The following is a 12,692-nucleotide window of genomic DNA, read 5'->3' on the forward strand; positions in this document are numbered from 1 at the left end:
CCCACGAGGGCGGTCAAACGTTCGTTTCTCCGCTCCCCGATTTCCGTCATGTCGTTTCGGTCGACTCGGCTTCGAGTCGTTCGAACGCTTGTTTGATGAGTTCTTCAAGACGATCCCTTCTTTCTGTCAAATAGATATACCCAATCAATGCCTCGAACGCCGTGGAATAACGATACGTGTGCACATCGACCCGTTTCGGAACCGATCCTGATTTCGCATTCTTTCCACGTCTGACGACAGCCTGTTCCTCTTCCGTCAACGCATCCGTCTCTAACCAAAATGTCACGACGCTCGCCTGCGCCCGTGCATTGACGTAGCGGACCGCGCCCCGGTGCAAGTCATTCGGGCGCGTCAATCCTTTCTCGAGCAGGCGTCTCCGTACAGCCATTTCGTATACCACGTCTCCCATGTAAGCGAGCGCAAGGGCATTCATTTGTTTCGGTTGCATCATAACCGCTTCCACCGAACCCCTTGGGCCGTGTCTTCGAGTTGGATGTTTTGTTCTTTTAGTAAATCACGAATCTCGTCGGCCCGGGCAAAATTACGTGCCGTCCGTGCGTCGTTCCGTTCTTGAATCAATTGGTCGATCTCGGCATCCAATAGTTCTTTTTCTTCTGCCAACGTCAAGCCGAGGACACCCGTCAATTCATCAAATAGCGACAGAACCTGTTCAAGCGTCGCTTTGGCCACATGATCGGCCTTCGCATAAATGTTCGCTTCCCGTGCCAAGTCAAAGAGGACGGTCACGGCGTTGGCCGTATTGATATCATCATCCATTGACTCGATGAATGACGCCTTGATGGATTCAAGCTTCCGTTCCATCGACTCGCTCGCCTCTCCAAGTCCGGCTGTGACCGACAAGCGATATTCAATATTCTGATAGGCTTCCTTGATTCGGCTCCAACCGTTCGCCGCTTGTTCAATCAATTCACGGCTATAGTTGATCGGATGACGATAATGGACGGACAACATGAAGAAGCGCAGGACCATCGGGTCGACTTCTTTCAACGCCTCATGGACGAGGAGGAAGTTTCCGAGCGACTTGGACATCTTCTCATTTTCAATGTTGATGAATCCGTTATGCAACCAATAGTTAGCGAACTTCGCATGGTTGCAAGCTTCTGACTGAGCAATCTCGTTCTCGTGGTGTGGGAATTTCAAATCATGACCGCCCGCGTGAATATCAATCGTTGTCCCGAGATGTTTCTTCGCCATCGCCGAGCATTCGATATGCCAGCCCGGACGTCCTTTGCCCCACGGACTATCCCATGATGGTTCATCCGGTTTAGCCGCTTTCCATAAGACGAAGTCGAGCGGGTCTTCTTTCTTCTCCCCGACATCGACACGTGACCCGGCCCGCAAATCTTCAATCGATTGCTGACTCAGCTTCCCGTACGTCTCAAACTTCTTCGTCCGGAAATACACGTCTCCTTCTGATTCATAAGCGAACCCTTCCGTCTCCAATTGACGAATGAACTCGATGATTTCTTCCATCGTATCGGTAACACGCGGATGCACGTCTGCCGGTTGAACGTTAAGTGCCCCTGTATCTGCTAAATACGCCTCGATATAGCGATTCGTCAGCGTCTCCGTGTCTTCTCCTAATTCATTCGCCGTACGAATGATCTTGTCATCCACGTCTGTGAAGTTCAAGACGTATTTGACCTCGTACCCACGATACGTCAAGTAGCGGCGGACCGTGTCGAAGGCGATCGCCGGTCGGGCGTTTCCGACATGAATGTAGTTATAAACGGTCGGACCGCATACGTACATCGATACTTTACCCGGAACAATCGGGACAAACGGTTCTTTTTTATTCGTGAGACTGTTGTACAGCTGAATCATGTGTCTTCTCCTCCATCCGCTTTTCAAGCGTCGCTAATTTTTGTTGTAGTTCATCCACTGCCGCTTCTAAGCGTTCTTGGCATTCGCGGTCCGGATCTGGGAAACGATGATCTAGATCATGTTGCTTCACACGCTTACCGTTTCGAATGACGACACGACCTGGAATCCCGACCACGGTCGAATCAGACGGCACATCGTTCAATACGACCGAGCTCGCTCCGATTTTGACGCAATCGCCGACCGTGATGTTCCCAAGTACTTTCGCCCCCGCTGAAATAAGCACGTCACTCCCGATTGTCGGGTGACGCTTCCCTTTCTCTTTCCCCGTTCCACCCAGGGTGACGCCTTGATAGATGGTGACGTCATTCCCGATAATCGCCGTCTCACCGATGACGACACCGAAACCGTGATCGATGAACACGCGGTCCCCAAGGACTGCCCCCGGATGAATTTCAATTCCGGTCAACCAGCGACTGAACTGGGCTAATAATTTGGCCACCAGTTTCACGTTACGTTTCCATAATCCGTGCGCGATGCGGTGTGCCCATATGGCGTGAAGGCCTGGGTAAGTCAGTGCCACTTCTACTTTCGAACGAGCGGCAGGGTCTAGTTCCAGGACAGTCCGCAAGTCTTCGCGTACACTGCTCCAAAATCCCATAATCGATATCTCCTTTTCTTATACAAAAACAAAGACGCCCCTGTGCCAAGGCACAGAGACGCCGTAAGCGCGGTTCCACTCTGTTTGGGAAAATGCGTTCCCCTCTCAAGTCTCGTTAACGCCGAGTCACGGCCTCGACTACATATCGCCGAGACGGCTCCGAGGTGCACTTCTTCGGGGGACACATCTAGAACTCCCAGCCTAGGTTCTAGTCTCTGCAACGTGTCGTACCGCTTACTTTCCTCATCGATGCCTTTATTACGCTAATAAAGTTGTCAGACGCTTCAACACACGCTCTTTTCCGATTAACGAAATGGCGTTCGGGAGTTCTGGTCCATGTGTTTGCCCTGTCGTAGCGACACGGATCGGCATGAACAAGTTCTTCCCTTTTTGACCGGTCGCTTTTTGCGTCGCTTTCGTCGCCGCTTTAATCGCTTCCGGTGTGAAGTCTTCGATTGCTTCGAGCTGCTGTTTGAACTCTGCAAGAACAGCAGGTACCGTTTCACCTGAAAGGACAGCGTTCGCTTCCTCGTCATACTCGATTTCATCTTTGAAGAACAAGTCTGTCAACGCGACGATTTCTGCTCCGTGCGTCATTTGTTCTTTATACAATGCAATCAAGTTTGTCGCCCAATCCGCTTCCTCAACAGATACCGCCTCGGGTAATCGTCCTGCTTCTTGTAAGAATGGTAAACTGAGTGCCACCACTTCGTCAAGCGTGGCCTTCTTCATGTAGACACTGTTGATCCAAGAAAGTTTTTGTTGGTCAAAAACTGCCGGACTCTTCGACAAACGTTTCGCATCAAACATTTCAATGAACTCTTCTTTTGAGAAGATTTCTTCTTCCCCGACGGGTGACCAGCCAAGGAGCGAAATGAAGTTGAAGAGCGCTGCTGGCAAGTAACCAAGATCCGCATATTGTTCGATGAACTGAATAATCGATTCGTCCCGTTTTGATAACTTCTTATGTTGGTCATTGTAGATGAGCGTCATGTGACCGAATTCAGGATAGTCCCAACCGAGTGCATCATAGACCATCATCTGCTTCGGTGTGTTCGCGATGTGATCGTCCCCACGCAACACGTGACTGATCTTCATCAAATGGTCGTCCACGACAACTGCGAAGTTGTACGTCGGAATACCATCCTGTTTCACGATGACCCAGTCACCGAAATCTTTTGATTCAAACGAGACGTCTCCTTTGACGACATCTGTCCATTTATACGTCACGCCTTCCGGCACACGGATCCGAATAGACGGTTTACGCCCTTCCGCTTCAAACGCTTCACGCTCTTCAACAGTGAGGTTACGGTGCGCACCCGAATAACGTGGTGCCTCCCCACGTGCGATTTGTGCTTCACGCTCTGCTTCAAGTTCCTCAGAAGTCATGTAGCATTTATAAGCGAGGCCTTTGCTCATCAACTCATTGACGTATTTTTCATAAATCGCAAGACGCTCCATTTGATAATATGGACCGTAGTCTCCGTCACGACCTGGACCTTCATCCCAGTCGATGCCGAGCCATTCCAAGTATTTCATCTGACTCTCGACACCGTTCAACACATTCCGTTTCTGGTCAGTGTCTTCAATCCGAAGAATCATTTTTCCGCCAGCATGGCGAGCAAATAAGTAGTTAAACAACGCAGTCCGCGCATTTCCGATATGGAGATGCCCCGTCGGACTAGGCGCATAGCGTACACGCACTTCACTCATAATAGTTCCACCTTTCTTCTCTTCTGCCCAAATAGTATACCATTTCTGTCAAGCCCGGTTGAGTAAGATGACCGCTTGTGCTGCGATTCCTTCTTCGCGTCCGGTGAAGCCCAATTTCTCCGTCGTCGTCGCTTTCACGTTCACCTGCTCGATGTCCGCTTCAAGAAGTTCAGCGATGACCGCTCGCATCTCATCAATGTAAGGACGAAGTTTCGGACGTTGTGCCATGACCGTCGCATCTACATTTCCGAGAACGTACCCTTGGTCTTTCACGAGCTGCCAGACGTGACGGAGCAATACTTTCGAATCCGCATCTTTAAATTCCGGATCCGTATCCGGGAAGTGCTTTCCGATATCACCTGCCGCAATTGCTCCAAGTGCCGCATCGGCAATGGTATGGAGTAACACGTCCGCATCAGAATGACCGAGCAGTCCGCGCTCATGTGGAATCTCAATCCCTCCTAAGATTAACGGACGTCCTTCTGCAAATGCGTGTACATCAAACCCTTGACCAATTCTCATTGTAATTCCTCCTTCGCTAAAATCGCGTCGCCGAACAATAAATCTTCGGGCGTCGTCATTTTGATGTTGTGATAGTCCCCAAGGACCACTTGTACCGATTCACCGAGCCACTCGAACAAACTGGCATCATCCGTGCCCATTACTTGTTGTTCGACCGCACGTTCATGTGCCGTCAAAATGGCTTTCGCCTGAAAAGCTTGCGGCGTTTGCGCCAACCACAGGTTTTCACGGGGAACGGTGCGTTCGATGTGATGATCTTCGACTTGTTTGACTGTGTCCTTTACGGGAACCGCCAAGATGGCACCACCTTGCCGTGCCGCTTCAGCCACTTGATGCAACTGTTCACGTTTCACAAACGGACGGGCACCGTCATGAATCATCACAATCGTATCGGGTGCAACAACCTTCAGTCCTGCATGGACACTCTGTTGTCGTTCTTCCCCTCCTGCTACGTATGTAACCGGCGTCTTCATCTGTGACGTTATCTCCTCGAACCAGTCCCGTTCTTCCGGCCGGATGGCTAACACAATTCGTTCGCACCACGGATCGGTATCGAACGTCTGTAACGTCCAAGCGATAATCGGTTTGTCACGGAGTGTCAGCATGAGCTTATTCGCATCCGCACCCATCCGCTTCCCTCTTCCCGCAGCCGGGATGACAACTGTATAAGCTACCATGTAAATACCTCTCTTCGTGAAAAAAGAGAGCGCTCTCGCGTCTCTTTTTGATCCGTTATTCCGGACGGGCAAAAATCATACGTCCTGCAGACGTTTGTAAGACACTCGTCACAACGACAGGGAGCGTCTTCGAAATCAATTTACGTCCGCCCTCCACGACGACCATCGTCCCGTCCTCAAGGTAAGCAACCCCTTGATTCTGTTCTTTTCCTTCTTTAATAACTGTCACGACCATCTCTTCACCAGGAATGACAATCTGTTTGACAGCGTTCGCCAAATCATTGATGTTCAAGACCGGTACATTTCGAACCTCACACACTTTATTTAAGTTGTAGTCATTCGTAACGACAATCCCGTTTTTCAGTTCAGCCAGTTTGATCAATTTGATGTCGACTTCCGGTACATCTTCAAAGTCTCCATCATAGATCTCAACCTGGATGCGCTTGTTTTCTTGAAGTTCCTTCAAAATGTCCAGTCCACGACGTCCACGATTCCGCTTCAACGTATCCGATGAGTCGGCGATGTATTGCAGTTCGCCGATGACGAATTGTGGCACAATCAATGTCCCTTCCACGAATCCAGTCGTCGCAATATCCGCGATTCGACCGTCGATGATGACGCTCGTGTCTAAAATCTTATCATTCGAGCGTTGGACTGGTTCAGCCGCAGGCTTATCCCGTTCACTCTTCACAAATAGTTTGATCCATTCGTTACGCTTCCGATAGCCGACCGCGAAACCAAAGTAACCAAACAGGGCCGTGACAAAAATCGGGACGATTTTACTCAGTAAGAAGATATTCGTGACTTCAAGCGATACACTGATCAAAAAGGCAATCAAGAGCCCAATGATAAGACCGATCGAACCGAATAAGATATCCCCTACGGGTAAACGGACGAGCCGTTCTTCGACAAAACGAATAAATGCAACAACACCATCTGTTAAGAATAAACTAAGAATGAAGAAGATAAGTCCACCAATCAAACTTGCTACGTATGGAATCGTTAACCACTCCGGCACATTCATGCCAAGGTCTGCTAATAAAAGCGTCGCTTCGATGATTCCGAACCAACCCACGACGAGTCCAATCAAAATAAATCCGATTCGTACAGCAATCTTCACTCATTCCACCTCCTTCTATATGAAATAAAATTTCAAAAAATAACACTTTCATTGTAACACGATTTTTTCAATCACGTTCGTTACAAAGCGTTAAAAACTGCCAGTGGCGACCCGTTAGAACGGAATCGCCAACTGGAGTGCTTCGTCCACTGTCCCGACCCCGACGACTTCAATCCCTGCCGGAGCGGTCCATCCCCCCATGTTATTTTTCGGGATGATGGCCCGTGTAAAACCTAGTTTCGCCGCCTCGGCGACACGTTGCTCGATTCTTGAAACCCGTCGCACTTCCCCGGTCAATCCGACCTCACCGATGCAGACATCCGTCGGACGGGTCGGACGATCGCGGAAACTCGAGGCGATCGAGATACAAATCGCAAGGTCAATCGCCGGCTCGTCCAGTTTGACGCCACCGGCTGCTTTCAAGTACGCATCCTGCGTCTGAAGCAAGAGACCGGAACGTTTCTCAAGAACGGCCATGAGAAGCGCGACTCGGTTTTGATCGATGCCCGTTGCCATACGTCTCGGGTTCCCGAACGATGTCGGAGAGATGAGTGCTTGGAGTTCCACGAGTACCGTCCGTGTCCCTTCCATTGAGGCAACGACGGTCGAGCCTGACACGCCCGCGGTGCGCTCCTCTAAGAATATTTCGGACGGATTGAGCACTTCCTCAAGCCCGCTCTCTTTCATCTCGAAAATGCCAATCTCGTTCGTCGACCCAAAACGGTTTTTCACCGCCCGTAAAATACGGAACGTATGATGACGTTCCCCTTCAAAGTAAAGTACCGCATCGACCATATGCTCGAGTAAACGAGGACCAGCAATCGATCCTTGCTTCGTCACGTGACCGACGATGAAGACGGCGATCCCTCGCGTTTTCGCAATTTTCATGAGGGCGGCCGTACATTCTCGAACTTGCGACACGCTCCCTGGCGCTGATTGAATCTCATCCATGTATACCGTTTGAATCGAGTCAATGATGACAAATCCGGGTTGCTCCTCATCAATAACCCGTTCAATCATCAACATGTCCGTCTCAGCGAGTACGAACAAGTCATCCGTTGGTAAGCCGAGCCGTTCCGCACGCAGTTTCGTCTGTTTGAGCGATTCCTCTCCCGAGATGTACAGCACCTTTTTACCACTATGGGCTAAGTGAGCGCTGACCTGTAGCAAGATTGTTGATTTCCCAATCCCTGGGTCCCCTCCGACTAAGACGAGTGAACCTGGGACAATTCCTCCACCGAGCACGCGGTCAAATTCACGGCTATTCGTATGCACACGCGTCTCTTCTTGTGAGACGACGTTTGCTAAACGTTCCGGTTTCAATTGTCGCGATGAACTATGCACAAAGGCCGCTCCACGTTTGGCCTTCTTCTCTTCTACAAACTCTTCGACGAGCGTATTCCATTCATTACAACCCGGACAGCGTCCCATCCACTTGGCTGATTCATATCCGCACGATTGGCAGACGTATTTCGTTTTAATTTTGGCCATAAGTTCCCTTCCTGTCTAAAAAAAGCTCCCTCTAAACGACGAGGGAGCTGAATGATTTACTGAACTACACCTTCGTTACGAACGACGAACTCTCCATCTTGTACGTCGAGCGCAACTTTACTGCCTTTAGCGATTGTACCGCCGAGCATCGCTTCTGAGAGACGGTCCTCCACTTCCCGTTGAAGGGCACGACGGAGAGGGCGAGCCCCGTATTCCGGATCGTAACCGACATCGGCAATTTTATCGAGTGCCGCATCCGTCAAGCTGAAATCAACACCTTGCTCGGCGAGACGTTTCTTAAGTGTCTCTGCCATAAGTTTGATGATTTCTTGAATGTGCTCTTTTTGAAGTGAATGGAATACTGTGATTTCATCAATCCGGTTCAAGAACTCAGGTCGGAACGCTTTCTTCAATTCCTCGAGCACTTTGTCCTTCATTTCTGTATACTCACGTTTCACATCATCTTCCACTGTGAATCCTACATATTTGTTTCGTTGAAGCGCTGCGGCTCCGACGTTAGACGTCATGATGATGACGGTGTTTCGGAAGTCGACGGTGCGACCTTTCGAATCCGTCAAGCGACCGTCGTCTAACACTTGAAGCAAGATGTTGAATACTTCTGGGTGCGCTTTTTCGATTTCATCGAGTAGGATAACCGAGTACGGTTTCCGACGCACTTTTTCAGTCAATTGACCGCCTTCTTCGTAACCAACATAACCAGGAGGCGAACCGACGAGACGGCTCGTCGCATGTTTCTCCATGTACTCGGACATGTCGATTCGGATGATGGCATCTTCATCGCCAAACATCGCTTCGGCAACTGCACGGGCGAGCTCTGTTTTCCCGACTCCGGTCGGTCCGAGGAAGATGAATGACCCGATTGGACGTTTCGGATCTTTCAATCCGGCCCGGGCGCGACGGATGGCGCGGGAAATGGATTTCACCGCATCGTCTTGACCGATGACACGGTTGTGAAGAATCGATTCGAGTTTGAGGAGACGGTCTGTCTCTTCTTCGGCAATCTTCGTGACCGGTACACCTGTCCAGTTCGCAACAACTTGAGCGATATCTTCTTTCGTCACTTCAAGTTTTTCGTTCCCTTGCTTGTTCTGCCACTCTGCTTTCAACTCTTCTAACTCATCGCGTAACTTCTGTTCCGTATCGCGAAGGGAAGCTGCTTTTTCAAACTCTTGGCTTTGAACGGCAGAGTCTTTCTCTTTACGAATCGATTCGAGACGGGATTCCAACTCTTTCAAATTCGGTGGTGCCGTGAATGAACGAAGTCGTACTTTCGATGCTGCCTCGTCGACGAGGTCGATCGCCTTATCCGGCAAGAAACGATCGGAGATATAACGGTCTGAAAGGACGACCGCCTCGTGAATCGCCGTATCTGTAATCGTCACACGGTGGTGTGCTTCATAGCGATCGCGTAACCCGAGTAAGATTTGTTCAGCTTCTTCTGTTGTCGGTTCGTTCACTTGAATCGGTTGGAAGCGGCGCTCAAGCGCTGCATCTTTTTCGATGTACTTTCGGTATTCATCAAGTGTAGTCGCCCCGATACATTGAAGTTCGCCGCGAGCCAATGACGGTTTGAGGATGTTCGACGCATCGATTGCACCTTCTGCACCACCCGCACCGATCAATGTATGCAACTCATCAATAAAGAGAATGACGTTACCGGCTTGACGAATTTCGTCCATCACTTTTTTCAAGCGATCTTCGAATTCACCACGATATTTCGTACCTGCGACGAGCGTTCCCATATCGAGCACCATGACGCGTTTGTTGCGAAGCGTTTCAGGTACCTCGTTGTTGATGATTTGCTGAGCGAGACCTTCGACAACCGCTGTTTTCCCGACCCCTGGTTCCCCAATTAGAACCGGGTTGTTCTTCGTCCGACGCGACAATACTTCGATGACACGTTGAATTTCGCCTGCGCGCCCGATGACTGGATCTAAACGAGACTCGCGCGCTTGTTGTGTCAAATCGCGTGCCAACCCATCAAGTGTTGGGGTTGCGGCGCTCGCCCCAGGTTGTGAAGCATTTGAAGAAGACTCGGTGTTCCCGAGAAGTTGCAACACTTGTTGGCGTGCTTTCGTCAAACTGATTCCAAGGTTATTGAGGACGCGTGCCGCGACCCCTTCTCCTTCACGAATCAATCCTAGAAGGATGTGTTCCGTTCCGACGTAAGAGTGTCCCAATTTTCGAGCCTCATCCATCGAGAGCTCAATGACCTTTTTCGCACGCGGTGTGTAGTGAATCGTCGACCCGTTCTCCGAACCGCGACCAATCAATGATTCTACTTCTTGTTGGATTTTTTCAGAGGTCAATCCGAGGGCGAAGAGCGCTTTTGCCGCAATCCCTTCTCCTTCACGAACCAATCCTAATAAAATATGTTCTGTACCAATATTATGATGGCCAAGACGTACGGCTTCCTCTTGTGCTAAAGCTAATACGCGTTGTGCTCGTTCTGTAAATCGTCCAAACATCATTGACATAACCTCCTTATAGTTGGATCAAACTAAGCCTTGATCTAACGTTCGACGAACAAGTGTCGCTCGTTCTCGATCTCGTTCTTGCGTAGATAATGTTTTCCCGAAATGTTTTTGTAGAAAACCTGATTGTAACCGAACGATGAGTTCATGAAACTTCGGCGGACTCCAATCAGACAAAATTCCTAGGTCACTCGCTAAATGTAAATCAGATAGCCGCTCAATGGCTTCGGTAGAAGAAAGAAGTTTGGCATATCGTAAAATACCATATGACCGATAAAACCGATCCTCTAACTCTTCTTGTCGATGTGCGATGAGTTCTTCACGCGCATGACGTTCTGCTTGAATCACTTGTTCTGTCACTTCCATAAAGTCAGCTAACAGCTGTGATTCATGACTGCCCAATGTCCGCTGATTTGAAAGCTGGAACAACCGTCCTGCCGCATCGCTACCTTCTCCGTAACGACCTCGAATCGTATAGCCAAGTTTTCGAAGTTCTCGCAAAATGGGGCTGATTCGACCCGTTAACGTGAGTCCCGGTAAGTGTAACATGACCGAGGCTCGGAGTCCGGTTCCGATATTGCTTGGGCATGTCGTCAAGTAGCCTAACTGTTCGTCAAAGGCGTAGGAGAGTGATTCTGCGCACAATGCGTCTACTTGATTCGCTAATTCAAATGCCTCTTTCACTTGATAACCTGGGAGTAAGGTCTGAATTCGTAAATGATCTTCTTCGTTAATCAACACACTGATGGTTTCATCTTCACTTAAAAAGACTGCACTTTCTTCGTTTGTCGCAACGGCCGGACTAATCAAGTGTTTTTCCATCAACGCCTGCCGGGTGACCTCATCATAGTCACGCATATGAAGATATTCAAATCCCTTTAACCCACGTAACCGCCCTTCGAGACGATTACACAGTTGACGTTCTCCTTCTTTAGTGAGGACCGGCGAAAACACAGTGTCTTTGACGTTACGTGCCAGTCGGATTCTTGTGGAGACGACCAGGTCATCCAATTTGGCACGCTCTTTCATTTTTGGACCAAGTGGATGTGTTAGGAACGTTTCCATTAGACATCACCTTGCCCTTCTAATTGCTTCATTTCTTTTTGAATACGTGCTGCTCGTTCATAATCTTCTTGTTCGACAGCGCGGGTCAACTCCCCTGCCAACTTTTCGAGTCGCTCTTCGATTCGTTCATGCGGTGTACGTAACTGGTCAGGGACCGAACCGATGTGATGATCATGTCCTTGTTGATATTGACGTGTGGTTTTAATCAGTTCATCACGAAATACGGTATAACACGTAGCACATCCTGCTTTTCGTACACGTAATAAATCTTGGCGCGTCATCTGACAGGTTGGGCAACGCTTTACGACCGGGACATAGCCCGTCATAAGTTCTACCGTACATTGTCGACATAGCCGTTTTTTTACGGGCACGTCCTGTTCCATGACAACGACTTCATTGACAGCCGGTCGCTGTTTACAACGTTCGCATAACATACGACTTACCCTCCATTACGATAACGAAGTACTTTCATCAGCGCGAGTAGTTGTTGACGTCGAATATAGGAGCGATCGTCAACTTGTAAGTTCAATGCTTCATCTGATAAGAGATGATAAATCAACTGCGCCTCTTGTTCGTGCATCATCTGTTCTTCAACCAATCGAATCAGCACATTTTCAACGAGCTGTTCGTTCAAACGTGGATGTTCATGAATGACATCCATCAAACTAGAGAGAACATCTTGTTTTTCGTGTAAAATGACGCGTCGAATACGAATATATCCGCCACCGCCACGTTTACTTTCTACTAAATATCCTTTTTCGACGGTAAAACGTGTGTTGATGACGTAATTGATTTGGGATGGGACACATTCGAATCGTTGTGCGATATCTTGACGTTTGATTTCAATCGCATTTGCCTGACTTTCCTTCAAGACTTGCTTCAAATACTGTTCGATGACATCCGAAATATTTCTCATCTCCACCACCCTCTGACCATCTTTGACTTTTGACTATATTTTATCATTGATTTAAAAAAAGGCAAACGAAAAGCGATGCCTCTATGTCGAGAGCATCGCTAAAACAAAAAAACGACCGAGCGTATGCTCGGTCGTCCTCTGCGTTGTTGCCTGGCAACGTCCTATCCTCACAGGGGGAGATCCCCCAACT

General features: G+C 49.1%; 12 protein-coding genes and 1 other annotated feature. All 12 genes read right to left on the reverse strand.

Going from position 1 to position 12,692, the window contains the following annotated elements; translation table 11 throughout:
* Window positions 1–46: 46 nt before the first annotated feature.
* Window positions 47–451, reverse strand: coding sequence for a Mini-ribonuclease 3 (locus KNO71_RS16710; RefSeq protein ID WP_074035355.1), 405 nt, complete (start codon window positions 449–451; stop codon window positions 47–49).
* A complete protein-coding gene (gene cysS, locus KNO71_RS16715) occupies window positions 448–1,845 on the reverse strand; it encodes a cysteine--tRNA ligase (RefSeq protein ID WP_214686007.1) in 1,398 nt (465 codons plus the stop codon). Before cysS ends, KNO71_RS16710 begins: the two co-directional genes overlap by 4 nt.
* On the reverse strand, window positions 1,814–2,503 hold the full coding sequence (gene cysE / locus KNO71_RS16720; protein WP_012727699.1) for a serine O-acetyltransferase: 690 nt from the start codon (window positions 2,501–2,503) through the stop codon (window positions 1,814–1,816). The genes cysS and cysE overlap by 32 nt, the downstream gene beginning before the upstream one ends.
* Before the next feature lie 51 nt (window positions 2,504–2,554).
* Window positions 2,555–2,762: a binding site (T-box leader), on the reverse strand.
* Entirely contained in the window at window positions 2,762–4,219 is a 1,458-nt protein-coding gene (gene gltX, locus KNO71_RS16725; RefSeq protein ID WP_193343265.1) for a glutamate--tRNA ligase, read from the reverse strand. Its footprint overlaps the feature before it by 1 nt.
* Before the next feature lie 45 nt (window positions 4,220–4,264).
* Window positions 4,265–4,738: a 2-C-methyl-D-erythritol 2,4-cyclodiphosphate synthase gene (gene ispF / locus KNO71_RS16730; protein ID WP_012727701.1), complete on the reverse strand. Its 474-nt coding sequence runs from the start codon at window positions 4,736–4,738 to the stop codon at window positions 4,265–4,267.
* Entirely contained in the window at window positions 4,735–5,415 is a 681-nt protein-coding gene (ispD, locus tag KNO71_RS16735) for a 2-C-methyl-D-erythritol 4-phosphate cytidylyltransferase (RefSeq protein WP_214689596.1), read from the reverse strand. Before ispD ends, ispF begins: the two co-directional genes overlap by 4 nt.
* A gap of 55 nt (window positions 5,416–5,470) precedes the next feature.
* Entirely contained in the window at window positions 5,471–6,535 is a 1,065-nt protein-coding gene (locus KNO71_RS16740; RefSeq protein ID WP_078147872.1) for a PIN/TRAM domain-containing protein, read from the reverse strand.
* Window positions 6,536–6,649: 114 nt separating this feature from the next.
* A complete protein-coding gene (gene radA, locus KNO71_RS16745) occupies window positions 6,650–8,026 on the reverse strand; it encodes a DNA repair protein RadA (protein ID WP_012727704.1) in 1,377 nt (458 codons plus the stop codon).
* Between the two features lie 56 nt (window positions 8,027–8,082).
* A complete protein-coding gene (locus KNO71_RS16750; RefSeq protein ID WP_078147873.1) occupies window positions 8,083–10,518 on the reverse strand; it encodes an ATP-dependent Clp protease ATP-binding subunit in 2,436 nt (811 codons plus the stop codon).
* 24 nt (window positions 10,519–10,542) lie between these two features.
* The gene (locus tag KNO71_RS16755; protein ID WP_078147874.1) at window positions 10,543–11,586 is read right to left on the reverse strand and encodes a protein arginine kinase; all 1,044 of its coding nucleotides are present in this window, start codon (window positions 11,584–11,586) and stop codon (window positions 10,543–10,545) included.
* Entirely contained in the window at window positions 11,586–12,020 is a 435-nt protein-coding gene (locus tag KNO71_RS16760; RefSeq protein WP_078147875.1) for a UvrB/UvrC motif-containing protein, read from the reverse strand. Before KNO71_RS16760 ends, KNO71_RS16755 begins: the two co-directional genes overlap by 1 nt.
* A 5-nt stretch (window positions 12,021–12,025) precedes the next feature.
* Window positions 12,026–12,502, reverse strand: coding sequence for a CtsR family transcriptional regulator (locus KNO71_RS16765; protein WP_012727708.1), 477 nt, complete (start codon window positions 12,500–12,502; stop codon window positions 12,026–12,028).
* Window positions 12,503–12,692 lie beyond the last annotated feature (190 nt).

The sequence above is a fragment of the Exiguobacterium sp. s163 genome (genome assembly GCF_018617135.1).
In the GTDB taxonomy this organism is placed as follows: Bacteria; Bacillota; Bacilli; order Exiguobacteriales; family Exiguobacteriaceae; genus Exiguobacterium; species Exiguobacterium profundum.